Origin of the sequence: Dokdonella sp., from assembly GCF_017744955.1 — a bacterium.
Classification (GTDB): Bacteria; Pseudomonadota; Gammaproteobacteria; order Xanthomonadales; family Rhodanobacteraceae; genus Dokdonella_A.
The window spans coordinates 11,895-36,603 of sequence record NZ_JAGIAG010000014.1 but is presented as its reverse complement, the minus strand read 5'-3'; the positions used below and the strand labels follow the sequence as shown (position 1 = coordinate 36,603).

Below are 24,709 nucleotides of genomic sequence, written 5' to 3'. Positions count from 1 at the left end.
GCGGCGGAAAGGCTCGTGCAACTTAACCCGTGCGCGAGCGCGGCGGCAACCGTTCGCTACAATCGCGCCTTCCGCAGCGAACCGGCGAGGCGACATCGTGAGCGACATCCTGATCGGCAAGGGCGACAAGGAAGTGTTTCTGCTGCCGAAGTACGCCAACCGCCACGGCATGGTCGCCGGCGCGACCGGCACCGGCAAATCGGTTTCGCTGATGCTCCTGGCGGAAGGCTTCTCCAAGCTCGGCGTGCCGGTGTTCCTGGCCGACGTGAAGGGCGACCTCGCCGGCCTGTCTCAGGCCGGCGTGATGAACGACAAGCTGAAAGCGCGCATCGACAAGCTCGGCCTCGACTGGCAGCCCAGCGCGAATCCGGTCGTGTTCTGGGACATCTACGGCAAGTCCGGCCATCCGGTGCGCACGACCATTTCCGAGATGGGCCCGAACCTGCTCGCGCGCCTGCTCGAACTCAACGACACGCAATCGGGCGTGCTCGAGATCGTCTTCAAGGCGGCCGACGACGAAGGCCTGCTGCTGCTCGACCTCAAGGACCTGCGCGCGCTGCTGACCTACGCCAACGAGAACGCCAAGGACATCTCCAAGCAGTACGGCCTGATCTCGCCGGCGTCGATCGCGGCGATCCAGCGCGCGCTGCTCTCGCTCGAGCAGGCCGGCGGCGATGCGTTCTTCGGCGAACCCGCGCTGGACCTCGCCGACTTCATGCGCCAGGACATGTCCGGCCGCGGCGTCGTCAACATCCTCGCCGCCGACCAGCTGATCCTGAAGCCGAAGCTGTACACCACCTTCCTGCTGTGGATGCTGTCGGAACTGTTCGAAACCCTGCCCGAAGTCGGCGACCTCGACCAGCCCAAGCTGGTGTTCTTCTTCGACGAAGCGCATCTCCTGTTCGACGACGCGCCGCCGGCGCTGCGCCAGCGCGTGGAGCAGGTCGTGCGCCTGATCCGCTCGAAGGGCGTCGGCGTGTATTTCTGCTCGCAGAATCCGGACGACCTGCCCGACGTGATCCTCGGCCAGATGGGCAACCGCATCCAGCACGCGCTGCGCGCGTTCACGCCGCGCGACCAGAAGGCGGTCAAGGCGGCGGCGGAAACCTTCGCGCCGAATCCGAAGATCAAGGTCGCCGAGGTGATCTCGCAACTCGGCGTCGGCGAAGCGCTGGTGTCGACGTTGCAGGAAGGCGGCACGCCGCTGCCGGTCGAACGGGCGATGATCGCCTCGCCCGGCTGCCGCATCGGCACCGTCACCGAAGCCGAGCGCAGCACCGTGCGTTCGCGCTCGCCGATCGGCGGCAAGTACGACACGCCGGTCGATCGCGAATCGGCGTTCGAGAAGCTCAACGCGCGCGCGCAGGCGGCGGCACCGGCCGACGACGCGGCGAAGACGAAGGGCGGCGCCGCGGCCGAGGCCGACGCCGGCTGGATGGGCGTGGCGAAGGACATGCTGTTCGGCACCAAGCGTCGCCAGGGCATGGTCGAGACGATGGCCAAGTCGGCCGTGCGCAACGCCGGCGGCCAGCTCGGCCGCGCGCTGCTGCGCGGCGTGCTCGGTTCGCTGACGAAGCGATGAGCCGCTGGCGACCGCCGGCTGCCGCGTCCACCGCGGTGATCACCGCCGACGGCCATCGCCGGCTGAAGGAAGAGCTGGACGAGCTGTGGCGCGTGCGCCGCCCCGAGGTCGTGCGCGCGCTCGCCGCCGCGGCGGCCGAAGGCGATCGCTCGGAGAACGCCGAATACACCTACCGCAAGAAGCAGCTCGGCGAAATCGACCGCCGCGTGCGCTACCTCGGCAAGCGGCTCGAGAACCTGCGCGTGATCGACAGCGTGCCGAGCGATCCGGGCGCGATCTATTTCGGCGCCTGGTTCCGCGTCGAGGACGAGCACGGCGAGGAGCACGAATATCGCATCGTCGGCCCCGACGAGACCGACGCCGTGCGCGGCTGGATCAGCATCGACTCGCCGCTCGCGCGCGCCGCGTTGAAGCGGCGCGCCGACGACGAGTTCGAGGCGGCGCTGCCGGGAGGCATGGCGCGCTTCGTCGTGATCGGCGTGCGCTACGGCGCGAACTGATGCGGCACGGCCGCGAAAGAGCCGTCGCACTCTGAAACGGAGAATGCACAGGAGGCGCCGCAAAGCGCCGCTCCAACCCCGCGTCTTTTCGAAGCGATGTCCGCGAGCGCGACGTCGACGAATCGCCGGGCCATCCGATAGACACCGCAGACAAAGAAAAAGCCGCGCATCGGCGCGGCTTTTTCGTTCCCGACCGATTCGGCTTACTGCTGAATCGGCAGATAGACCTTGAACGACTCCTCGCCGGCCGGCGCGTCCGGCGCCGAGACGTTCTCGTCCCAGAAGCGGGTGAGGCCGGTTTCGGCGTAGCGGTAGCCGTGCGTTTCCGCATAGGCCTTCAGGTTCAGTCGATACAGCGGGAGCGAAGCCGGGCTGCCGGTGTATTCGCTCATCAGCGCCTTGCCCTGATACCACTGCGCGGCGCGCACGTTGCCGCCGATGACCAGCAGGCCGTGTTCGTCGCGGTCGCCCGGGTTGAGGGTCTTCTCTTCGCCGTCGCCGCTGTCGTCCTGCGTGTCGCTCGGCTTGGGCGTCGGCGCGTCGATGGTGAAATCGTGCTTGTCCAGCGTGAACGTCGCGTTGTCGACCGGGATCGCGATGCTGAACGCGTAGTCCTCGTCGCCCCAGTTGGTCGTGATCGTCATGGTCGGACCGGCGGCGGTCAGGCCGGCCTTCTTCATCACCGCTTCGATCTCGGCGACCGCCGTGTCGGTCGCCTCGGCGACGTCGTCGAGCGAACGCTTGGCCTTGGTCGCGACCAGCAACACCGGCTTAGTGGTGACGTCGACCAGGTCGATCTTCTGGTCCTTGTAATCGGTGTTCGGGAAACCGGCCAGGATCGCCGCGACGTTGTTGAGGTCGGACTGGATGGTCTGCGCCGGATCGCCGTAGATGTAGAGGCCGGCGTAGCGCGCCAGCAGGTCCCAACCGTAGTCGGCGTCGAAGCCCCAGCGGATCTTCAGCGTCTTGCCGTTCGCCGACGGCTCGAGATCGATCGTGAACTTCTTGTTCTCGCCGGTCCAATGGTTCTTGACCGACATTTCGATCTTGCTGTCCTGCTCGCTCTTGGTGATCTCGTATTCGCCGCTGCCCACGCGCGCGTTCGAGCTGGTCCAGGAAACCTTGGAGCCGGGTCCGAAATCCGGGCCCTCGACCTTGAACTGGGTCTGCGGGTCGAGGCCGCGGAAGGCCGACCACTGCGGGAAGCGCCGGAACGTGTTCAAGGTGTCGTAGACCTGGCGCACCGGGCTCGAGACTTCGACCACGCGCGTGACGTGACCATGGCTCGGCAGCAAGACACCGATCAACACCGCCAGTGCGAACACGATTACCAGCGATACCAGTACTTCGAGGATACGAATCATCCGAGCCATCTCCAGGGCGTCAGCCGTTACAAGCATTGGCGCGCAGCAGGAACGTGGCGGTTTTCGCCCGACGTCCCCTGTCTGCCCCGCGCCAGCGTGCCCTGCGCCTGCGCAGGTCAAGGGCCGGATGGTAACGGAGTCCGGGCCGGAAACGCTACGGCCGGTCGGCTCGCCGCGGAAAGTCCCGCGCGCGCCGCCCGGGCGCCGAAACCGTCCCGTGCCGCAGGGCTCAGACGATGCCGAGCTCGAACGCTTTCAGCACCGCCCGCGTCCGATCGCGCACGCCGAGCTTGGAGAGCACGTTGGAGACGTGGTTCTTGACCGTGCCTTCGGCGACGCCGAGCGAGTTGGCGATTTCCTTGTTGCTGTAGCCGCCGGCCATCAGGCGCAGGATCTCGGTTTCACGCTCGGTCAGCGGGTCGGGCCGGTCGAGGCTGGTGAAGTCGTTGTGCATGCGCTCGAGGCCCGACAGCAGGCGCTGCGTCACCACCGGCGCGACCAGCGAGCCGCCGCCGGCGACCGCCTTCACCGCGTCGACGAGCTGGTCTAGCGACACGTCCTTCAGCAGGTATCCGCGCGCGCCGGCCTTGAGGCCGGCCAGCACCAGTTGGTCGTCGTCGAAGGTGGTCAGGATGATCGTCGGCGGCAGGCGGTTGGCGCCGGCCAGCGCGTTCAGCACGTCGATGCCGGACATGCCCGGCATGCGCAGGTCGAGCAGGACCACGTCCGGCTGCACGCGCGGGATCGTCTCGATCGCCTGCGCGCCGTCGCCGGCTTCGGCGACGACGCGGATCGAATCGGACAATTCCAGCAACGAACGGATGCCCTGGCGCACCAGCGTCTGGTCGTCGACCAGGCAGACCTTGATCATTCCTTCCTTGCTCATGCCCTGCTCTCCAATGGCAGCGAGGCGTCGAGCGCGAAGCCCTGCCCCTTGCCGGTTGCGATGTCGAGGCGGCCGCCGAACTGCGCGAGGCGTTCGCGCATGCCGGTGAGGCCGTTGCCGTGCTGGAATTGAGACGCGCCGTGGCCGTCGTCGCGCGCGTGGATCACCATCTGGCGATCCTCGCTGCGCTCGAAGCGCAGCCACAGGTTGCGCGCCCCGGCATGGCGCACGGTGTTGGTGATGATCTCCTGCGCGCAGCGTAGCAGCACCTGCGCGCGCTTCGGGTCGTCGACGCCGAAGCGCGGCGGCAGTTCCAGGTGGATGTCCAGCCCCGGCACGCCTTCGGTCAGGTTCTTCAGCGCCTGGGTCAGGTCGATGTTGTCGTCCTCGCGCAGCTGGCTGACCACCTCGCGCACGTCGCCGAGCAGCAGCTTGGCGACCGACTGCGCCTGGCGCACGTGCTCCTGCGCCGCGCCCTGCACCAGATGGCTGGCGACTTCGAGATTGAGGCTGAGCGCGGTCAGGTGATGGCCGACCAGATCGTGCAGCTCGCGCGAGATGCGCATGCGCTCGGCCAGCCGGCTCGACTCGGCCAGCAGGGTGCGCGTCGCGCGCAGTTCGGTATTCAGGCGCCGCTGCTCCTCGCGCGCCTCGACCTGGCGCTTGGTCACGAACGAGGTCACGAAGGCGAGCACGATGAAGCCGAGGTAGAGGCTCGACTGCAGGAACGCATCGCTCAGGCTGAACACCGGCTCGCGGATGCTGGCGAACACCGGCACCAGCGAGAAGTTCTGCAACACCATCCAGGCGAGCGCGACGCGCAGCGGCAGCAGCCAGGGCAGCGCGACCGCGATCACCGCCAGCAGCAGCGCGCCGATGCCGCCCTGGCTGAACCAGCCGATCGCGACCACCGTCACGTTCAACACCAGCAGCAGCACGATCTGCAGCGCGCGCCGCAGCGGCGTGCGGCGCTGGTCGCCGAGATCGCTGGTGAGGTACCAGTAGACGATGCCGAAGACGATGTAGCAGCCCAGCCACAGGTGCACGTACGAGGTCGGCAGCTGCCTCTGCGCGAGTTCCTCGACCAGGGTCTGGTAGCGCAGGAACGGCGTGCCGACGCTGGCGTACTGGAACAGGCCCGCGTAGCGCAGCAGCTGGATGTGATTGAAGTTCGGCCAGGGCATGGCGGCATCATAGGCGTGCGCCGCGGCGACGTAACCTGCCCGGAAGTCACGCGGCGCCGCGGCGCCTCATTCGACCGGCGACGGTTCGCTCGCCGCCTGCCGCCGCGCCGCGCGCTCGGCCGGCCAGTCGGTCTGCGGCGGCCGCTGCGGAGGTGGATCGCCGCACGGTCCCGCCGCCGCTTCGCAGTGGCAGCTTTCGTCGAACACGAAGTCGCGGAACGCGAGGAAGCGCTGATCCTTCTCCGCGCCCTCGGGCCAGGACAGCACGTACACGTCCGGCGTGGTCAGCTCGAACTTGTCGCCGAACGGGCGCACCAGACGGCCGGCGTCGAGTTCGCAATCGATCATCGGCGAACGCCCGAGCGCGACGCCGAGTCCGTCGATCGCCGCCGACAACGCGACGCCGTAGTGGCTGAAGCGCAGCCGCGGCACCGCCGGCTGGTCCGGCACCTCGAACAGGTGCAGCCACGATGCCCACTGCGCGGCCTCGAACGGACCGGAATCCTCCTCGATCAGCGTCTGCCGCGCGAGATCGGCCGGCTGGCGCAGCCCGCCGCGTTCGACCAGACCGGGACTGCACACCGGGAACACGCTTTCGCGCAGCAGCAGCGCCTCGTTGCGGCGCGGCGGCTCGGCTTCGGGCCGCGTCAGGATCGCGACGTCGACGTTCGCGCGCACGAAGTCGAGCTCGGCGCATTCCATCGTCGAGATGCGGATCTCGATGTTCGGATGCAGCGCGGCGAAATGGCCGAGCCGCGGTACCAGCCACCAGCTCGCGAAGGCCATCGGCGCGGCGACCGTCAACACGCCGACCTGGCGCGGGAAACGGATGCGATCGGAAGCGCGCAGGATCAGGTCGAGCCCGGCACGCACGCCTTCGAGCAGGACGCGCCCTTCCGCCGTCAGCTCGACGCCGGGATTGCGGCGCAACAAGAGAGGACCGCCGACGAACTGTTCCAGCGCGCGGATCTGGTGGCTGACGGCGCTCTGCGTAATCGCCAGCTCCTCCGCCGCGCGGGTGAAGCTCGACAGCCGCGCGACCGCCTCGAAGGTGCGCAGAGCGGGCAATGGAGGGGTCGATCGATACGGGCTCGGCATACGTACCTCATGAACTGAATTAATGATCCCGTTAGAAATCATCATTCGATAAGCAGTCCTGGCAAGTCTAAGATGAAAAAAGCTCATTCATCAAGGAACGCCGATGGCCCGTCGAAGCTGGTTGCACACCGGGGTGCTGATCGCCCTCCTGGGCGGTCTCGCCACCGGCCTGGTGCTCTGGAAGCACGCTTCCGTGCGCGCCGCCGAGGCGGCTTCAGCGAGCCAGCCCGAACCTGCCGAGAGCGTCGTCGCCGCCACCGCCGTCGAACGCGAACACGGACGCAGCACGACCGCGATCGGCACCGTCGTCGCGTTGCGCTCGGTCACGCTGCGCAACGAACTGGCCGGCACCGTGCACGGCGTGAAGCTGACGCCTGGGGAAGTCGTCGAGGCCGGCACCGTGCTGGTCCAGCTCGACATTTCGGTCGAGAGCGCCGAACTCAAGGCCCAGGAGGCGCAGGCGACGCTGGCGCAGAGCATGCTCGAGCGCATGCAGCGCCTCAGCCACAGCCAGTTCGCTTCGCAGGCGGATCTCGATCGCACGCGCGCCGAACGCGATGTCGCCCTGGCGCAGATCGCGCGGGCCAAGGCGGTGATCGCGCGCAAGACGATCCGCGCGCCGTTCCGCGCGCGCGTCGGCATCGCCGACGTGCATCCGGGCCAGTTCCTGTCCGAAGGCACCTTGCTGACCACGTTGCAGGGTGTCGACGAGGCCGCCTACGTCGACTTCGCGGTGGCGCAGCAGGTCGGTCGCGAGCTGCGCCCCGGCGAGGAGGTCGAGATCGTCGCCGCGAACGGCGATGCGCCGATCCGGGCGAAGATCGTCGCGATCGACGCGCGCGTCGATCCGGCCACGCGCAACGCCACCGCGCGTGCGCGCATCGCCGATGCCGCCGGCGCACCGGCGCCGGGCGCCTCGGTACGCGTGCGCGTGCCGGTCGGCGATCCGCGCCTGGCCGTCGCGGTGCCGCTGAGCGCGATCCGCAAGGGCCCCGCCGGCGATCAGGTGTTCGTGCTCGCCACCGCGGCGGACGGCAGGACGCGCGCGCAGGAGCGCGCGGTGCGCGTCGAGGCCCTGCTCGAACGCGAAGCGGTGATCGAATCGGGCCTGGCCGCCGGCGAGAAGGTCGCCGCCTCCGGCTCGTTCAAGCTGCGCGACGGCGCCCTGGTCGCGCTCAGCGAAGGCGCGCCGGCCCGCGCCGGCCAGCCGTAGTCGGCCTGCCTGGGGACCCGCCGCCATGCGCGCCTTCACCGACCTCTTCATCAAGCATCCCGTACTCGCGATCACCGTCAATCTGATGATCCTGCTGGTCGGCTGGCGCGCATTGTCGTCGCTGCCGATCCAGCAGTACCCGCAGATCGAAAGCTCCTCGGTGATCATCACGACGGTCTACTACGGCGCCAGCGCCGAGACCGTGCGCGGCTTCCTGACCACGCCGCTCGAACGCGCGGTGTCCTCGATCGGCGGCGTCGACCACCTCGAATCGACCAGCCGCGCCGGCCAGAGCACGATCACCGTGCGCCTGAAGCTCGACCACAGCAGCACCGCGGCACTGGCCGAGATCACCGCGCGCCTGCAGCAGGTGCGTTCGCAATTGCCGGCCGAAGCCGAGCCGCCGACGATCGAGGTGCAGCGCGCGGACCGGCCCTACGCGACGTTCTATCTCAGCTTCGCCTCCACGCAACGCAGCGTGCCGGCGATCACCGACTGGCTGCTGCGCACCTTGCAGCCGCAGCTGGCCACGCTCGAGGGCGTGCAGCGCGTGACCTTCGAAGGCGGCCGGCAGATTGCCATGCGCGTGTGGATCGATCCGGCGCGGCTGGCGGCACTGAACCTCTCGCCCGGCGACGTGCACGCAGCGCTGGAGCGCAACAACTATCTCGCCGCGGTCGGTCAGACCAAGGGCAACCTGGTGCAGGTCAACCTGCTCGCCGACACCGACCTGCGCTCGGCCGAGGAATTCGCCAACCTGATCGTGGCCGACCGCAGCGGCGCGATCGTGCGCCTGTCCGACGTCGCGCGCGTCGAACTCGGCGCCGAGGAAGCCGACGTCCTCGCCAAGTACGACGACCAGGAAGCGGTCTACCTCGGCATCTGGCCGCTGGTCGGCTCGAACGAGATCGAGGTCGCCGATCGGCTGTACGCGGAGATGGAACGCCTGCGCCCGACCCTGCCCAAGGACGTCGACATGCGCCTGGTCTGGGACGGCACCACCTTCATGCGCAGCGCGCTGAAGGAGATCAGCAAGACGCTGATCGAGACGATCCTGATCGTCGGCCTGGCGGTGTTCGTGTTCATGGGCTCGCTGCGCACCGCGCTGGTGCCGCTGATCGCGATGCCGGTGTCGCTGATCGGCACCGCGATCGCGATGCTCGCGTTCGGCTTCAGCCTGAACCTGCTGACCATGCTCGCCGTCGTGCTCGCGGTCGGCCTGGTCGTCGACGATGCGATCGTGGTCGTCGAGAACGTCGAGCGCCACGTGCAGGAGGGCCGCTCGCGCGTCCAGGCGGCGATGATCGGCGCGCGCGAGCTGATCGGCCCGGTGATCGCGATGACGATCACGCTGGCGACGGTGTACACGCCGATCGCGTTCCAGGGCGGGCTGACCGGCTCGCTGTTCCTCGAGTTCGCGATCACGCTGGCGATGGCGGTGATCGTGTCCGGCGTGGTCGCGCTGACGTTGTCGCCGGTGATGAGCTCGCGCTTCGTGCACGAGCGCGGCCACGAAGGCCGCATGACGCGGCTGGTCAATCGCGGCTTCGACGTCGTCCGCCGCGGCTATGCGCGCGCGCTCGAAGCGGCCTTCGGCATGCGCCAGGCGATCGCCGTCGCGGCGCTGCTGGTCGCGCTCGCGGCCTGGCCGCTGTATCTGAATTCGCGCCAGGAGCTCGCGCCGGTCGAGGACCAGGGCTCGATCAGTCTGTTCTACGAAGCCTCGCCGGATTCCGCGCTGGCGGCGACCGATCACGACTCGGCGCAGGCGTTCGCGGCCCTGAAGGCGTTCCCGGAGACCGAGTACACCTGGGCGCTGACCTCGTCCTGGGGCGGCTTCGGCGGGCTGGTGGTGAAGGACTGGTCCGCCCGCCAACGCACCACCGAGGCGATGTTCGGCGAGGTCTACGCCGCCGTCTCGCAGACGCCGGGCGTGCGCGTGTTCCCGCGCCTGGATCCGCCGCTGCCGACGCCGGGTCAGTACGACGTCGAACTGGTGCTGCAGAGCGACGCGCCGCTCGAACAGCGGCTCGCCACCGCGCAGGCCGTGCTCGACGCGGGCATGAAGAGCGGCAAGTTCCTCTACGTCGACACCGACCTGAAGATCGACCTGCCCGAGGCGCGCGTCGTGCTCGACCGCGAGCGCATCGCCGACCTCGGCCTCGACCTGGCCGGCGTCGGCCGCGAGCTGGGCACCCTGCTCGGCGGCAACTACGTCAACCGCTTCAACTATTTCGACCGCAGCTACAAGGTCATTCCGCAGCTCGGCGACGCCGACCGCGCCACGCTGGAGCCGCTGCTCGACCTCAAGATCAAGACGCCGGAAGGCCGCCTGGTGCCGGTGTCCTCGTTCACCCGCATCGAGACCAGTACCGCGCCGCGCACCTTGAACCGCTTCCAGCAGCGCAACGCGACGCGCATCTTCGGCGGCGTGCAGCCGGGCGTGACCAAGGCCGAAGGCCTGGCCGTGCTCGAAGCGGCGGCCGCCGCGGTCGGCGGTGCCGACGTCGCGGTCGACTACGCCGGCGAGTCGCGCCAGATCCGCAAGGAAGGTTCCGCGCTGACCGTCACGCTGGGCTTCTCGGTGGTGCTGATCTATCTGGTGCTGGCGGCGCAGTTCAGGAGCTTCCGCGATCCGTTGATCGTGCTGCTCGGCTCGGTGCCGCTGGCGATCTCCGGCGCGCTCGTCTTCAGCTTCCTCGGCCTCACCACCATCAACATCTACTCGCAGGTCGGCCTGATCACCCTGGTCGGACTGATCGCCAAGAACGGCATCCTGATCGTCGAGTTCGCCAACGCGCGCCAGGCGCTCGGCCTGGACCGCCTGGCTGCCGCGCGCGAAGCAGCGCTGACGCGGCTGCGCCCGGTGCTGATGACCTCGGCGGCGATGATCTTCGGTTCGCTGCCGCTGGTGCTGGTCAGCGGACCCGGCGCCGCCGCGCGCAGCAGCATCGGCATCGTCCTCGTCGCCGGCATGATCATCGGCACCGTGTTCACGCTGTTCGTCGTGCCGGTGTTCTATTCGCTGATCGCCGCCGCGCACCGCGCGGAACCGGCGCACGAGGACGCCGGCCCGGCCGCATCGTCGGCGACGGCGAACGCCGCCGCGTGAACGCCGCGCCGCGCACGCCGTGGATCACCGTCGTGGTGCTGGCCGGCGCCGGCGTCGCGGTCGCGCTGCACGTCGGCAAGGTACCCGGCGCGATCCCGCTGCTGCGCGCGGACCTCGGCCTCGGCCTGACCGCGGCAGGCTGGGTGGTGTCGATCTTCAACCTGGTCGCCGCCGGCGCCGGTCTCGCGGTCGGCCTGGCCGCCGACCGCTGCGGCCAGGCGCGCGTCGCGCTGGCCGGCATGCTGCTGGTCGCGCTCGCCTCGGCGCTCGGCGCGGCGGCGGCGAATGCGTTCGTACTGCTCGCGAGCCGCGCGATCGAAGGCGTCGGCTTCATCCTCACCGCGGTGTCGGTGCCTTCCCTGATCACGCGGGCGGCCGCGCCGGCCGACCGCCGCGTCGCTCTCGGCCTGTGGGGCGCCAACGTACCGCTCGGCATCGGCGCGATGCTGCTGCTCGGCGCCCCCTTGCTCGGCAGCGCCGGCTGGCGCGGCGTGTGGCTGCTGGCGGCGGCGTTGACGCTGACGGCGGCGCTGGCGCTGTTTCTGGTCACTCGCGGCAGGCAGCCGCGCGCGCCGACGGAGCAAGCGCCGCTCACCGCTCGACTGCGCGAACTCGCCACGCAACGCGGGCCCTGGGTGCTCGCCGCGATCTTCGCCTTGTACGCCGGCCAATACCTCGCCGTGGTCGGCTTCCTGCCGCTGATCCTGGTCGAGGTCGACGGCGCGTCGGCGCCGGCCGCGGCGGCGCTGAGCGCGCTGGTCGTGCTCGCCAACGTGCTCGGCAATCTCGCCGCCGGCTTCGCCTTGCACGCCGGCGCGCGGCCGCAGCGGCTGCTGACCGGTGCCTCGATCGCGATGGCGGCCGGCGCCGCGCTGGTGTTCTTCGCCGCGAGCGGGCCGTGGCTGCGCGTCGCGGGAGGCCTGCTGTTCTCGGCCGTCGGCGGACTGATCCCGGGCAGCCTGTTCGCGCTCGCGCCGGAGCACGCGCCGCGGCCGCAGCTCCTGTCGAGCGTCAACGGCCTGATGATGCAAGGCTCGGCCGCCGGCCAGTTCGCGCTGCCGCCGCTGGCCGCCGCGCTGGCGACGGCCGGCGGCGGCTGGAATGCGGCCGCGGCGGCCACCCTCTTGGCCGCGACGACGGTGGTCGCGCTCGCGCGTCTGCTCCGTCCGCGCTAACGCTTCGCTAACTTCGTTGCCCGCACCGCGCCATGACCCTGCCGCGGTCACATGCGATAATTCCGCCGACGCGGACCCGCATCGACGAGCTGACAGCTGTCGGACCGGGCACTACTTCCATGGAGCTACACAATGTCCTTGAGCATCCGCGACGTGTCGCCGCACGAGCTGGATTCGGTGCTTGCGCTCAACAATGCCGCCGGCTCGACGATCCTGCCGCTGGACGCCGCCGGCCTGCGCACGTTGTACGAACAGGCGAGCTATTTCCGTCTCGCCGAGGTCGACGGCCACGCCGCCGGGTTCCTGCCGGCGATGCGCGAAGACGCCGACTACGACAGCCCGAACTACCAGTGGTTTCGCCAGCACTATCCGTCGTTCGTCTACATCGACCGCATCGTCATCGCCAAGCCGTACCGCGGCCTCGGCCTCGGCCGGGTGTTCTACGCCGACGTGACCAGCTACGCCGAAACGCGCGTGCCGCTGCTCGCCTGCGAGGTGTTCCTGGAGCCGCGCGACGACGTCTCGGTGCTGTTCCACGGCACCTGGGGCTTCCAGGAGGTCGGTCAGCAGACGATGCCGAGCAACGGCCGGCGCGTGTCGCTGCTGGCGAAGACGCTGTGCAGCTATCCGTTCGTGCGCGAGACCTACATCGACGGCGCCGGCCTGCCGGACCTGCCGTGGCTGGCCGAACGCGGCCGCCTGACCGCCGACCGCCCGGCGGTACGCGCCGCCGGCGGCGGCTGAGCCGGAGCGTCGACGGACAATGACGTCTGCTTCCATCGGAAGTCTCGAGCTGGTCGCCGAGATCAAGTTCGGCCAGGTCGGCCTCGCCAACCTCAAACTGAAGCGGCTCGATCCGGAAGGGCTCGCCGCGGAATTGCGTGAAAAAGTGGAAAGTGCGCAGAAGTTGTTCCTGCGCACGCCGGTGGTGCTGGATCTGAGCCATCTGCCCGCGCTGCCGGACGTGGACACCGTACGCGGCCTGTTCGAGCGCATCCGCGAGTCGGGCATGCTGCCGGTCGGCCTGTCCTACGGCACCAGCGAGAACGACGCGCTGGCGCAGGCGCTCGGCGTGCCGGTGTTCGCGAAGTTCCGCGCCGCCTACGAGCGCAGCGCCGAGACGCCGCTCCCACCGTCGCGCGCGACCCCGCCGCCGCCGTCGCGCGAACCCGCGCCGGTCGAGCGCGCGACTCCGCCGCCGCCGAGCGCCGCGGCGCCGACCGGCGGCCAGCTGCACGACCAGCCGGTGCGTTCCGGCCAGCAGCTCTACGCGCGCGGCCGCGATCTGATCCTCAACGCACTGGTCGCCAACGGCGCCGAAGTCATCGCCGACGGCTCGATCCACGTCTACGGCGCCCTGCGCGGACGCGCGCTGGCCGGCGCGCTCGGCGACGAGCGCGCGCGCATCTACTGCCAGGAATTCCACGCCGAGCTCGTCTCGATCGCCGGCCATTACCGCGTGTTCGAGGACATCCCCGCCGACCTGCGCGGAAAGCCGGTGCAAGCGTGGCTGGACGGCGACAAGCTATTATTGAAGAAACTGTGACGGGTCATTGGTGATTCGTGATTCGGAAAAACACTTTTCCGCCGATCGCCAATCACGAATCGCCAATCGCAAATCACGAATCCCGAGGGCACTCCATTGACTGAAATCATCGTCGTCACTTCCGGCAAAGGCGGCGTCGGCAAGACCACGACCAGCGCCTCGCTCAGCGTGGGACTGGCCAAGCGCGGCAAGAAAGTCGCGGTCATCGACTTCGACGTCGGCCTGCGCAATCTCGACCTGATCATGGGTTGCGAACGCCGTGTGGTTTACGACTTCGTCAATGTGATCCAGGGCGAATGCACCTTGAAGCAGGCGCTGATCAAGGACAAGCGCATCGAAACCCTGTACGTGCTGGCCGCCTCGCAGACGCGCGACAAGGATGCGCTGAACAAGGAAGGCGTCGAGCGCGTATTGAACGAACTGACCGAAGACGGTTTCGACTACGTCCTGTGCGACTCGCCGGCCGGCATCGAGAAAGGCGCCGCGCTGGCGATGTACTTCGCCGATCGCGCGATCGTGGTGGTCAATCCGGAAGTGTCGAGCGTGCGCGACTCCGACCGCATCCTCGGCCTGCTGTCGAGCAAGACGCGCCGCGCGGAACTCGGCAACGGGCCGGTCGAGCAGCATCTGCTGCTGACGCGCTACAACCCCGACCGCGTCGCCGGCGGCGACATGATGGGCGTCAACGACGTCAAGGAAATCCTCGGCATCGAAGTGATCGGCGTGATCCCCGAATCGCCGGGCGTGCTGACCGCCTCCAACGCCGGCGTGCCGGTGATCCTCGACGAGGAATCCGCCGCCGGCCAGGCGTATGCCGACGCGGTCGCGCGCCTCAGCGGCGAGACGCGGCCGATGCGCTTCATCGACGCGCAGAAGAAGGGTTTCCTCGCACGCATCTTCGGGAGCTGAGCATGGGACTGTTCGATTTCCTGCGTTCGCGCCAGAAGAACACCGCCTCGGTCGCCAAGGAGCGCCTGCGCATCATCGTCGCGCAGGAGCGCGCGCAGAGTGGTCGTCCCGACTACCTGCCGCTGCTGCGGCGCGAATTGCTCGAGGTCATCCGCAAGTACGTGAACATCGATCCGGACGCGATCGAGATCCACGTGCAGCGCGACGGCGACCAGGAAGTGCTGGAACTGTCGGTCGCGCTGCCGGACAAGCAGGACGGCGAGACGCCGACCGCGACGGCCAGCGAGAGCTGATGGGGAACGACGAGGCCGGCGTGCTCACGCTGGCCGATCTCGACATCACCGCCGTCGACGCGCTGCTCGCGCGTCATTCGCTGCGACTCGCGCGCGTCGAGCGCGACGCGCCGATTCCCGGCAGCTACTGGGGCGAACCGGAAGCCGGCGTGATCGCGCACACGGTGTACGCGCGCGACGACACACCCGTGCATTCGCTGCTGCACGAAGCCTGTCATCTGATCGTCGCACCGACCGAGCGACGCGCGACGATCCACACCGACGCCTCCGATTCGCAGGCCGAGGAAGACGCGACCTGCTATCTGCAGATCCTGCTCGCCGACCAGCTGCCCGGCGTCGGCGGCGAACGGCTGATGCGCGACATGGACGCGTGGGGCTACACGTTCCGCCTCGGCTCCACGCGCGCCTGGTTCGAGCGCGACGCCGAGGACGCGCGCCGCTGGCTGGCGCAACGCGACCTGCTGCCGCCGGCCCGCGCCGAAGACACGCCGCCGTGAACACGCGCGAACTCGCGCAGCGCCTGCTCGAGGAAGGCTGCCGTCCTTCGATGTTCGCGATCGGCTCGCGCGGCGCCGCCTCGGATGCGTTCTGCCTGGTCCGCGACGGCGAGGAGTGGCGCGTCTTCTACACCGAGCGCGGCCAGGATTCGCCGCCGGTCCACGTCTCGCGCGACGAGGCGCAGGCCTGCGATTTCTTCTTCCGCCACCTGACCGCGATGCGCCACGACCATCTGGTCGGATTCTTCCGCGGCGAAGGCGCCGCCGAGGCGCTGCGCGACCGCCTGCGCGAAGCCGGCGTGCCCTCGTGGAGCGACCGCATTCCGTACGGCGGGCCCGACGATCCGCGCCATCGCGTGTTCGTCGCCGGCAAGGTGCTCTTCGCGGCGCGGGTACTGCTCGGCCGCGTGCCCGTCGTCGACGCCACGCACGGCTCCCCTGCCCCAACGACGAGTCGCAAGCCGGAGGTTTGCAGCGAGAGCGATGCCTGAACTGTACGTACCAGCACCCGAAAACCTTCGCGGTCAGTCGGGATACATGCGTGGGAGTGTGAACTCGACGATGGCCCGCGGCTCGCGCGGCGCCGCCTCCCGACGCCGACCATGCTCGACATGATCCGCAGCGAAACCCATCCCCTCGACGCTCCTCTCCCGCCGCCGCCGCAGGCGCAACCGGCGGACGTCGCGCTGTTCCTCGACCTCGACGGCACCCTGCTCGATTTCGCCGCGCGGCCCGACGCCGTCGTGGTCGAGGACGGATTGCGCACACGACTGCGCCGCCTGCGCACCGCGCTCGGCGGCGCGCTGGCCCTGCTCAGCGGCCGGTCGCTACAGCAGATCGACGCCCTGCTCGGCCTGCCGGAGGCGGCGGCGGCCGGACTGCACGGCGCCGAACTGCGGCGCGCGAACGGCCGCGTCAGCCAGCTGCGCCCCGAAGCTGAGCGATTGGAAGCGCTGCGCGATCGCGCGCGCGCGATCGCCGCCGCGTTGCCCGGCGTGCTGCTCGAAGACAAGGGCGTGGCGTTCGCGCTGCACTATCGCAACGTTCCCGACGCTGCGCCGGAAGTCGAGCGCGCCGCGCACGAGCTGCTGCGCTTCGGCGGCGCCGGCTTCGAGCTGCAGGCCGGCAACCGCGTCGTCGAACTCAAACCGGCCGGCGTCGACAAGGGTGTCGCGCTCGCCGCGCTGATGCTCGAAGCGCCGTTCGCCGGCCGCGTGCCGTGGATGCTCGGCGACGATCTCACCGACGAACACGCGTTCGCGCGCGTGGAGGAACTCGGCGGTGTCAGCATCCTCGTCGGCGAACGGCGGCCGACGCGCGCTCGCCACGCCCTGGCCGATCCGGCCGCAGCGCGGGCGTGGCTCGCCGCGCTGGCCGATGCGGCCGCGACACAACCCATGGAGGTCCGATGAATCCACCCCAAGCCAGCCTCGATCTCGGCGTGGTCGGCAACGGCAGCATCGGCGCGCTGATCGACGCGCGCGGACGCATCGTCTGGTGCTGCCTGCCGTCGTTCGACGGCGATCCGGCGTTCTGCTCGCTGCTGTCGCCGACGCTCGGCGAGCACGGCTATTTCGATCTCGAGCTCGACGGCGAGACCGCCCGTTCGCAGCGTTACCTCGACAACACGCCGGTGCTGGTCACGCGCCTGGAATCCGCCGACGGCAGCATGGTCGAGATCGTCGACTTCGCGCCGCGCTACAAATTCCACGGCCGCATCTTCCATCCGACCAGCCTGCTGCGCACGATCCGCCCGCTGGCCGGCACGCCGCGCATCACGCTGCGTCTGCGTCCGCTCACCGGCTACGGCGCGCGCGTGCCCGAACGCACGTTCGGCTCGAACCATCTGCGCTTCGTGCTCGACGGCCTGGTGCTGCGCGCGACCACCGACGCGCCGCTGCCGATGCTGCGCGACGAACTGCCGTTCCTGCTGGATCGCGAACTGTCGATCGTGCTCGGCCCGGACGAGACGCTGGCGCAGGCGCCGGCCGTGCACGTGCGCGAGGCGCTCGACTCGACCGTCGACTACTGGCGCGAATGGGTGCGCTATCTGTCGATCCCGGCCGAGTGGCAGGACGCGGTGATCCGCGCCGCGATCACGCTGAAGCTGAGCCAGTACGAGGGCACCGGCGCGATCGTCGCCGCGTTGACGACGTCGATCCCCGAAGCGCCGCATACCGTGCGCAACTGGGACTACCGCTACTGCTGGCTGCGCGACGCGGCATTCGTCGTGCGCGCGCTGAACCGCCTCGGCGCCACGCGCAGCATGGAGGAATACCTGCGCTACCTGGCCAATCTCGCCGCGGCCGCCGACGGCGATCTCGCGCCGGTCTACGGCATCCATTTCGAGCGCGAGCTGATCGAACGCGAGGCGACGCACCTCGCCGGCTACCGCGGCATGGGCCCGGTGCGCATCGGCAACGATGCCTGGCGCCAGAACCAGCACGACGTCTACGGCAGCGTCGTGCTGGCGGCGACGCAGCTGTTCTTCGACCACCGCCTCAACGTGCGCGGCGACGCCGCCGCGTTTGCACGGCTGGAGCACGCCGGCGAAGCGGCATTCCGCCTCCACGACCAGCCCGACGCCGGCTTGTGGGAATTCCGCGGCCGCAGCGACGTGCACACCTATTCCAGCGTGATGTCGTGGGCGGCCTGCGATCGGCTGCGCCGCATCGCCGAGCATCTCGGCCTCGAGGAGCGCGCGCAGTTCTGGGGCGCGCGCGCGCAGCGCGTACGCGACCTGATCCTGGAACGCGCCGTGCATCCGAAGGACGGCCATTTCGTCGACGCCTTCGGCAGCGACCGGCTCGACGCGAGCCTGCTGCTGCTCGCCGATCTCGGCTTCGTCACCGCCGACGATCCGCGCTTCGTCGCCACCGTCGAGGCGATCGGCCGCGTGCTGCGCCAGGGCAACTATCTGTTCCGCTACATCGTGCCCGACGATTTCGGCGCACCGGAAACGAGCTTCACGATCTGCAGCTTCTGGTACGTCGACGCGCTGGCCGCGATCGGCCGCATCGACGAGGCGCGCGCACTGTTCGAGGAACTGCTGGCGCGACGCAATCCGCTCGGCCTGCTGTCCGAGGACGTGCATCCGGGCAGCGGCGAACTGTGGGGCAACTTTCCGCAGACCTATTCGCTGGTCGGTTTGATCAACGCCGCCGCGCGCCTGTCGCGCAGCTGGGAAAGTGTCCTGTGAGGGTATCGTGAGCCGACTCGTCGTCGTTTCCAATCGCGTCGCGCTGCCGAAGGAGACCCGTGCCGGCGGCCTCGCCTCGGCGATGCAGGCCGCGCTGGCCGAGCGCGGCGGACTGTGGTTCGGCTGGAGCGGCCGTCTCGTCGAGGAAAGCGAACGATCGCTCGAACACCGCAGCGAAGGCCGCGTCGAGTACGCCCTGCTCGACCTCACGCGCGCCGACTACCAGGAGTACTACCTCGGCTTCGCCAACCGCACATTGTGGCCGCTGCTGCATTTCCGCCAGGCGCTGCTCGACTACAGCCGCAAGGATTTCGCCGGCTATCAGCGCGTCAACCGCCTGTTCGCCGAGCACGTCGCGCGGCTGCTGCGGCCGGGCGACCAGCTGTGGGTGCACGATTACCACCTGATCCCGCTCGGCGCCGAGCTGCGGCGGCTCGGCGTCGACGCGCACATCGGCTTCTTCCTGCACGTGCCGCTGCCGCCGCGCGACCTGCTCGCCGCGCTGCCGCACCACGAGCACGTGTTCAGCGCGCTGGCCGCCTACGATCTGGTCGGCCTGCAGACCGAATCGGATCTCCAGGCGCTGCGCGGCTACTTCCGCGACGAGTGCTCGGCGGAGATCGACGGCACGCAGCTGCGCCTGCCCGACGGCCGCCGTTTCCGCGCCGCCGTGTTCCCGATCGGCATCGACACCGAACGCGTCGCGCGCCAGGCCGAGCGCGCCGCCAACAGCGCGGCGACGAAGCGCCTGATCGCCAGCCTCGAGCATCGCCGGCTCGCCATCGGCGTCGATCGGCTCGACTACTCCAAGGGGCTGCCGCAACGCTTCGAGGCGTTCGGACGTTTCCTGTCGCACCATCCGGAATGGCGCTCGAAGCTGTCGCTGCTGCAGATCGCGCCGCCCTCGCGCGAGGACGTGCCGGAATATCGCGAACTGCGCTCGCGCCTCGAACGCCTCGCCGGCGCGACCAACGGCCGCTACGCCGAGCCGGACTGGGTGCCGATCCGCTACGTCAACCGCAGCTTCCAGCAGGAAACCTTGGCCGGCTTCTATCGCAGCGCACACGTCGGCCTGGTCACGCCGCTGCGCGACGGCATGAACCTGGTGGCGAAGGAATTCGTCGCCGCGCAGGCGCCCGACGATCCCGGCGTGCTGGTGCTGTCCAACCTCGCCGGCGCGGCGCGCGAACTGCATCAGGCGATCATCATCAACCCGCTCGATCCGGACGACATCGTCGAGAGCCTGGAAACCGCGCTGGCGATGCCGCTCGACGAACGCCGCGAGCGCTGGGCGGCGATGATCGAACACCTCCGACGGCACGACATCACCGCTTGGCGCAACGCGTTTCTGCACGCGCTGGGCGAGGCCTGACTCCGCTCGAACAGTCGCCGGCCTCGTTCCGCCGCCATGGCGGATTCCGTCGCGACACGGCGTAAGGACAACGCAGGAGCGTCTCGCCCGCGCTCCGCGCCGCCGGAGCGTCCGGCGGCGCCGGCCGCGTTTCGGAGCCTGCGCCATGTCTCTCTCGTCCAAACGTCCGACGAAGACTCCCGCACCGGCAGCTCTTGCGCTGGCGATCGCGCTGACGCTCGGGCTTTCCACGCCGACACCGGCGACATCCGATACGACGGCGCCACAAGCGCCGGCATTCGTCCTCGTGGTGACCAACTGCGACGACAGCGGCGCCGGCAGCCTGCGCGACGCGGTCGCGAGCGCGGCCGACGGCGACACCATCGACCTGACCCAGTTGACCTGCAGCACGATCACGCTGACCTCCGGCGAGATCGTGGTTCCGCAGAAGGGCCTGACCATCGTCGGGCCCGGCGCCAATCGCCTGAGCGTGCGGCGATGGCCGACCAACAACTACTTCCGCATTCTCGATTTCACCAACGCCTCCGCCAGGGTCGACGACGGCAATCGCCTGGAAGCGCTCACGCTGGAAGGCGGCCATGCGGACGATGCCGACGGAGGCTGCATCCGGACCGCGGGAGACTTGTCCGTGGTCGCCGCCAAAGTCACCCAATGCACCGTGAGGGCGACCGGCGCCAGCGGCCAAAGCCCCAACCTCGGCGGAGGAGCCATCTTTGCCCGCAACTCGCTGCACCTGATGTCGAGCACGGTGTCCTACAGCTGGATCGTCTCCGAAGTCGGGCACGGTTACTTCGAAGGCGGCTGCGTATACGCCGGCCTTGGTGGGCTGGACATGCGATACAGCGCGATCGACAACTGCCGAATCCAGGGTGGGGACAGCGCGGGCGGCGCCGGCGCGTGGGCGATGAACGGCGCGCAGATATTCAACTCGACCATCTCGAACAACTCACTGACGACCAACAGCACCGGTCATGGCGCGGGTTCGGCGCTGCTTCTCTTTTCCGGAGGCTCCGGAGGACTGCTGATCATGGTCAACAGCACGATCTCGGGAAATCTGTCGCAGGACGGCAGAAGCGTATTCAGCTGGCTCCCCGCCTTCATCTACAACAGCACGATCGCGCGCAACATCGCGACCGTGAACCAGTATCCCGCGGTGATGATCCAGGGGCCATTGACGCTGGTCAGCACGATCATCGCCGGCAACTACGTCGGTTCGACCAACGATCCGATTGTCGATCTGTCGGCCCAGGTAGTCAGCGGCGACCACAACCTAGTCACGTTCCCGCAAGTCAGCATGCCGGCGGACACGCTGATGGTCGATCCGCATCTGCAATACCTGGTCGACAACGGCGGACCGACGCGCACGCTCGCCCTGGCCGCCGACAGTCCCGCGATCGACCACGGCAGCGACAATGCGAACCTGCAATGGGATCAGCGCGGCGCCGGCTTCCCGCGCGTGATCGGCGCCGCCGCGGACATCGGCGCGTTCGAATGGCGACCGCCCGATCCGGTGTTCGCGAACGGCTTCGATCCGCCTGGATAGATCCGGGCCGATTCCTCGCGCCTTCGCTCACCTGGCTGGATTCCTGCGCCGCATCCGCTCCGCCACGATGGCTCCGATGTGCCCGGCTGGATTCGCGCCGATGGCACCACGGCCGCCTCGATCGGCTACCCTAGGCGGCATGTCGAACGCCACTGTCCGCGACGCGTCGGCGAGTCCCGCCGGCGCCTGGCTCGAGATCCTGCGCCTGACCGGCCGCCTGCTCGCGCGGCACTGGCCCGCGCTGGTGTTCTGGTTCCTCCTGCAGCGCGTGGTCTACGACCTCTCGATGCAGGCGGCGATCGCGCTCGCCGGCCCGTCCCTGCTGCTGGCCTATGCGGCGCTCGCGGTGCTGGTGGTCAGCCAGCTGGTGACGGTGATCGCGATGTTCCTCTGCCTCCGGCCGAGCCTGCCGATGCTGAACCGGCGCGACGTGCCGACCACGCCGCGCGGCAACCGCTGGACCGGCGCGCTGGCGGTCGCCCTACTGCCGTTCTTCGCGTACTACACGACCTGGGGCCTGCTCGAAGGACTGCGCCGCGACTTCCAGCTCACCTACATCTTCTGGGTCGTGGCGGAGCAGCAGGTCTCGCTGAAGGACGTGCTCGGCCTGCCCTGGCTGTGGCTGGCGCTGGCGATTTCCTGGGCCGTGCGCCACGTCAGCCTGAAGCGCGCGAAGGAAACCGGCGCCGGCATCGGCTGGTCGCTGCTGGCGACCGCCTGCGAGGCGTACTGGGTGTTCGTCGGCGCGCGCGCGATCTCGCAAGGCATCGGCACGGTGAAGACGTGGTGGACCGACCGCGCCGCGCATCAATGGCTGATGGCCTGGTGGGACGATCCGCGCGCGCTGTTCCATCTCCTGGCGCCGATCAAGCAGGTGCTGATGCCGCTGTGGGACATCGCCACCACGGCGTTCTCCGGCGTGGTGCTGCCGCTGATCTGGCTGGCGATCACCGCGATCATCTACGGCATGGACCTGCGCCGCTCGCACAAGCTCGACTCCGCCGACGAGAGCCTGGCGCGTCTCGGCGCGCGCTACAGCGCGCTGCCGCTGCTGGTGCGCAAGGTCGCCGGCAAGGCCAGCGAGGGTTGGACCAGCAAGGGCGTGCCGGTCGTCAACAGCCTGCGTCTGGTGCTGCGCGCGGGATTGCCCGCGGTGGTCGTGCTGTGCGTGTGCTACCAGTTGCTCGACTTCGTCGATTCGTACGCGTGGCGCGTCGTGGTGCACCTGCTCGGCCCGCACGACCCGGCGTGGTGGAACGTGATCGGCAACCCGATCGCGCTGCTGTTCGGCAGTCCGCTGTCGCTGCGGCCGCCGCTGCTGACCGAGCTGCTGCGCGTCGCGCTGCTGGCGGCGACCTGCGATTGCGCGATCGCGCGCTTGCAGACGTCCCAGGCTGCAGCGCCGGAGGCTGCACCGGCCGCGGTGCCGGCTACGGCATGAAGCGCAGGTAATCGCCGGGCCGCCGCTGCTCCATCGAGAACATGTAGATCTCCGGCCGCAGCGTTTTCGGATCGAGTCCGCGCGGCACCAGATAGGCCTGTTCGAACAGCCACGGCTTGCCCGGCTCCGGCTCGATGGTGGTGAAGTTCGGTCCGCGGCCGCTGCCGCAGGAATCGGGCAGCTCCGACTTGACGCGCAGGCCGCTGAAGGGAGCGACTTCCCAATAGCGTCCGCGCGCGTCGGAGATGCGGCTCTTGCAGCGGTTGAGGTTCTTCGCGCTGGTGCCTTCGTCGGCGATCAACTCGAAGCGCGCGACCAGGATCATCGCGTCCTCGCGCAGATCGCGCTGGTCGCGCTGGGTGATGTTGAGCAGGCGCCAGCGCGCGCCCTCGTAGTCCGCCGACGCGCCCTTGGCGACTTCGATCGGCCGTATCGGATGGAAGATCGCGTAGTGGTTCAGGGATTCCCGGTACGGCATGTAGAACGCGTAGGCGCCGAGCAGCGCGGCGCCGAGCAGCCAGGGACCCTGGCGCCGCCACCAGCTCGACGGCGGCTTGGATTCGATCGTCCCGTTCATGGCAGCAGGCTGACCTCGTCGGGCGCCTTCGCGACCAGCTCGTCGACCTTGGCCTTGTCGAGGCCGAGATCGATGTCGACGAGCGCGTCGTTGCTGCCCGGCACGTGCGGCGCGGTGAAGAATTCCAGATGCGCGCCGACCAGCTGCGCCGGCGGCAGCTCGAAGAAGTAGGCGCCGTTCTGCGGCAGCCCGGGCAGGACCGGTTCGCCGGTCAGGTTGACGCCCTTCACAGTCGGCCGGTCGCTGGCGCCGGCGGTGTAGTACGAGCCGTCGGCCGCGCGCACGCGCGCGGAGACCGCGCCGACCGGCTGCTGGAACGCCTCGAGCGAAACGACCGTCGACATCCAGATGCCCGGCGTCTTCAGCACCAACGTCTGCTGTCGCGACACCCAGCCGCCGGCGGTCTTGTAGCTGCGCGCGAGGCGGAATCCCTTGACCGTCACGGCGAAGGTACGCCCGACCACGCGCTGCTCGAGCGCGCCGTGCACCGGCAGCGGCGCCAGCCGCTCGTCGTAGCTGAGCATGTTCTTGCGCATCAGCACGATCAGCGCGAGGCCGATCACGACCCACACCCATTGCCGCCAACCGACGCGACGCAGCGACTGAGCGATCACGGCACGCTCCGGTTGCGGCGGTCCTCGACCGGCAGCTTCAGCGTCGCGCCCGGGCCATCCTGCAGCCAGGTGCTCTCGCCGGTCAGGTAGGTCTTCTCGACGTAGCGGCGCGCGTAGAGACCGAAGCGCAGCGGCGAAGGCAGCACCGCTCCGTGCGGCAGCTTCCAGGACAGGCGCACGCGCACCGGCAGCTTCGGCTGCAGGTTGCCGAGCAGTGTGGTGTCGTCGACGCGGTAGGTCGCGTCGGCACGCTTGCCCTTCTGGTCGTCCTGGCTGGTCAGCCAGACCAGGTCGCTGGCGAGGAAGTAGTTGTTGCTCTGCCTGGTCAGGTTCTCGACCTCGGCTTCGAGCACGAGATAGTCGACCGGCGGCGTCGGGGTCGCCAATCCGACCGGATGGTTGGTGTCCAGCCAGACGCGCAACGGCTGCACCGCGAGCGCGTTCGTCGTCACGCGCTTGCCGAGCTCCTCCGACTTCGCCGAGGTCTTCGGTGCGAAGCGGAAGCCGCCGAGCGCTGCGGTGACGATCGCGGCGAGCAGAACGACGGCTGCGGCGATGCGCCAGCGCGTGCTTTTCACCGCCTGTTTCAGGGAAGGATCGAGCG

23 protein-coding genes are annotated in these 24,709 nt (G+C 69.2%); 16 read left to right on the top strand and 7 right to left on the bottom strand.

Translation table 11 applies throughout. The features are described from left to right. Nucleotides 1-97 precede the first annotated feature (97 nt). Nucleotides 98-1,582, top strand: a complete 1,485-nt coding sequence (locus J7520_RS18130) for a helicase HerA-like domain-containing protein (protein ID WP_291191502.1) — start codon at nucleotides 98-100, stop codon at nucleotides 1,580-1,582. Next, nucleotides 1,579-2,082, top strand: a complete 504-nt coding sequence (gene greB / locus J7520_RS18125) for a transcription elongation factor GreB (protein ID WP_291191499.1) — start codon at nucleotides 1,579-1,581, stop codon at nucleotides 2,080-2,082. The genes J7520_RS18130 and greB overlap by 4 nt, the downstream gene beginning before the upstream one ends. A 203-nt stretch (nucleotides 2,083-2,285) precedes the next feature. Here greB and J7520_RS18120 read toward each other — a convergent pair whose 3' ends face one another. From J7520_RS18120 to J7520_RS18105, 4 genes are all read right to left on the bottom strand, one after another. Continuing rightward, nucleotides 2,286-3,446 carry an SRPBCC family protein gene (locus tag J7520_RS18120; protein ID WP_291191496.1) on the bottom strand — a complete coding sequence of 387 codons (1,161 nt, stop codon included), beginning with the start codon at nucleotides 3,444-3,446 and terminating at the stop codon, nucleotides 2,286-2,288. A 229-nt stretch (nucleotides 3,447-3,675) separates the two neighbouring features. Continuing rightward, nucleotides 3,676-4,317 (bottom strand): response regulator transcription factor, encoded by a 642-nt coding sequence (locus tag J7520_RS18115; RefSeq protein WP_291191560.1) that lies wholly within the window; start codon nucleotides 4,315-4,317, stop codon nucleotides 3,676-3,678. 11 nt (nucleotides 4,318-4,328) lie between these two features. Continuing rightward, nucleotides 4,329-5,516, bottom strand: coding sequence for a sensor histidine kinase (locus J7520_RS18110; RefSeq protein WP_291191493.1), 1,188 nt, complete (start codon nucleotides 5,514-5,516; stop codon nucleotides 4,329-4,331). A 66-nt stretch (nucleotides 5,517-5,582) separates the two neighbouring features. Next, nucleotides 5,583-6,584 carry a LysR substrate-binding domain-containing protein gene (locus J7520_RS18105; protein ID WP_291191490.1) on the bottom strand — a complete coding sequence of 334 codons (1,002 nt, stop codon included), beginning with the start codon at nucleotides 6,582-6,584 and terminating at the stop codon, nucleotides 5,583-5,585. Nucleotides 6,585-6,717: 133 nt separating this feature from the next. Here J7520_RS18105 and J7520_RS18100 point away from each other — a divergent pair, with 133 nt between their 5' ends. The 14 genes from J7520_RS18100 (at nucleotide 6,718) to J7520_RS18035 (ending at nucleotide 22,914) form a co-directional block, all read left to right on the top strand. Further along, the gene (locus J7520_RS18100; RefSeq protein ID WP_291191486.1) at nucleotides 6,718-7,827 is read left to right on the top strand and encodes an efflux RND transporter periplasmic adaptor subunit; all 1,110 of its coding nucleotides are present in this window, start codon (nucleotides 6,718-6,720) and stop codon (nucleotides 7,825-7,827) included. A 25-nt stretch (nucleotides 7,828-7,852) separates the two neighbouring features. After that, the gene (locus J7520_RS18095) at nucleotides 7,853-10,939 is read left to right on the top strand and encodes an efflux RND transporter permease subunit (protein ID WP_291191483.1); all 3,087 of its coding nucleotides are present in this window, start codon (nucleotides 7,853-7,855) and stop codon (nucleotides 10,937-10,939) included. Next, nucleotides 10,936-12,114 carry an MFS transporter gene (locus J7520_RS18090; protein ID WP_291191480.1) on the top strand — a complete coding sequence of 393 codons (1,179 nt, stop codon included), beginning with the start codon at nucleotides 10,936-10,938 and terminating at the stop codon, nucleotides 12,112-12,114. Before J7520_RS18095 ends, J7520_RS18090 begins: the two co-directional genes overlap by 4 nt. A 132-nt stretch (nucleotides 12,115-12,246) precedes the next feature. Continuing rightward, nucleotides 12,247-12,858 carry a GNAT family N-acetyltransferase gene (locus J7520_RS18085; protein ID WP_291191477.1) on the top strand — a complete coding sequence of 204 codons (612 nt, stop codon included), beginning with the start codon at nucleotides 12,247-12,249 and terminating at the stop codon, nucleotides 12,856-12,858. A 19-nt stretch (nucleotides 12,859-12,877) separates the two neighbouring features. Further along, a complete protein-coding gene (minC, locus tag J7520_RS18080; protein ID WP_291191475.1) occupies nucleotides 12,878-13,660 on the top strand; it encodes a septum site-determining protein MinC in 783 nt (260 codons plus the stop codon). 96 nt (nucleotides 13,661-13,756) lie between these two features. Then, nucleotides 13,757-14,569 carry a septum site-determining protein MinD gene (minD, locus tag J7520_RS18075; protein ID WP_291191473.1) on the top strand — a complete coding sequence of 271 codons (813 nt, stop codon included), beginning with the start codon at nucleotides 13,757-13,759 and terminating at the stop codon, nucleotides 14,567-14,569. A gap of 2 nt (nucleotides 14,570-14,571) precedes the next feature. Then, on the top strand, nucleotides 14,572-14,862 hold the full coding sequence (minE, locus tag J7520_RS18070) for a cell division topological specificity factor MinE (RefSeq protein WP_291191470.1): 291 nt from the start codon (nucleotides 14,572-14,574) through the stop codon (nucleotides 14,860-14,862). Then, complete coding sequence (locus J7520_RS18065; RefSeq protein ID WP_291191467.1) at nucleotides 14,862-15,359, top strand: hypothetical protein; 498 nt, start codon at nucleotides 14,862-14,864, stop codon at nucleotides 15,357-15,359. Before minE ends, J7520_RS18065 begins: the two co-directional genes overlap by 1 nt. Next, complete coding sequence (locus J7520_RS18060; RefSeq protein ID WP_291191464.1) at nucleotides 15,356-15,850, top strand: hypothetical protein; 495 nt, start codon at nucleotides 15,356-15,358, stop codon at nucleotides 15,848-15,850. Before J7520_RS18065 ends, J7520_RS18060 begins: the two co-directional genes overlap by 4 nt. Nucleotides 15,851-15,961: 111 nt before the next feature. Then, nucleotides 15,962-16,771, top strand: a complete 810-nt coding sequence (gene otsB, locus J7520_RS18055; protein ID WP_291191461.1) for a trehalose-phosphatase — start codon at nucleotides 15,962-15,964, stop codon at nucleotides 16,769-16,771. After that, entirely contained in the window at nucleotides 16,768-18,558 is a 1,791-nt protein-coding gene (locus J7520_RS18050; protein WP_291191458.1) for a glycoside hydrolase family 15 protein, read from the top strand. The genes otsB and J7520_RS18050 overlap by 4 nt, the downstream gene beginning before the upstream one ends. Nucleotides 18,559-18,565: 7 nt before the next feature. Beyond that, on the top strand, nucleotides 18,566-19,930 hold the full coding sequence (gene otsA, locus J7520_RS18045) for an alpha,alpha-trehalose-phosphate synthase (UDP-forming) (protein WP_291191455.1): 1,365 nt from the start codon (nucleotides 18,566-18,568) through the stop codon (nucleotides 19,928-19,930). A 145-nt stretch (nucleotides 19,931-20,075) separates the two neighbouring features. Next, nucleotides 20,076-21,473, top strand: coding sequence for a choice-of-anchor Q domain-containing protein (locus tag J7520_RS18040; protein WP_291191453.1), 1,398 nt, complete (start codon nucleotides 20,076-20,078; stop codon nucleotides 21,471-21,473). A gap of 139 nt (nucleotides 21,474-21,612) precedes the next feature. Then, nucleotides 21,613-22,914 carry a hypothetical protein gene (locus J7520_RS18035; protein ID WP_291191450.1) on the top strand — a complete coding sequence of 434 codons (1,302 nt, stop codon included), beginning with the start codon at nucleotides 21,613-21,615 and terminating at the stop codon, nucleotides 22,912-22,914. Here J7520_RS18035 and J7520_RS18030 read toward each other — a convergent pair. Genes J7520_RS18030 through J7520_RS18020 form a run of 3 tightly spaced genes read right to left on the bottom strand, consistent with a single transcriptional unit; the run spans nucleotide 22,904 to nucleotide 24,683 of the window. Continuing rightward, entirely contained in the window at nucleotides 22,904-23,491 is a 588-nt protein-coding gene (locus J7520_RS18030; protein ID WP_291191449.1) for a hypothetical protein, read from the bottom strand. The genes J7520_RS18035 and J7520_RS18030 overlap by 11 nt on opposite strands. Next, nucleotides 23,488-24,105: a hypothetical protein gene (locus tag J7520_RS18025; RefSeq protein WP_291191446.1), complete on the bottom strand. Its 618-nt coding sequence runs from the start codon at nucleotides 24,103-24,105 to the stop codon at nucleotides 23,488-23,490. The genes J7520_RS18030 and J7520_RS18025 overlap by 4 nt, the downstream gene beginning before the upstream one ends. Then, nucleotides 24,102-24,683 (bottom strand): hypothetical protein, encoded by a 582-nt coding sequence (locus tag J7520_RS18020; protein WP_291191443.1) that lies wholly within the window; start codon nucleotides 24,681-24,683, stop codon nucleotides 24,102-24,104. Before J7520_RS18020 ends, J7520_RS18025 begins: the two co-directional genes overlap by 4 nt. Nucleotides 24,684-24,709 lie beyond the last annotated feature (26 nt).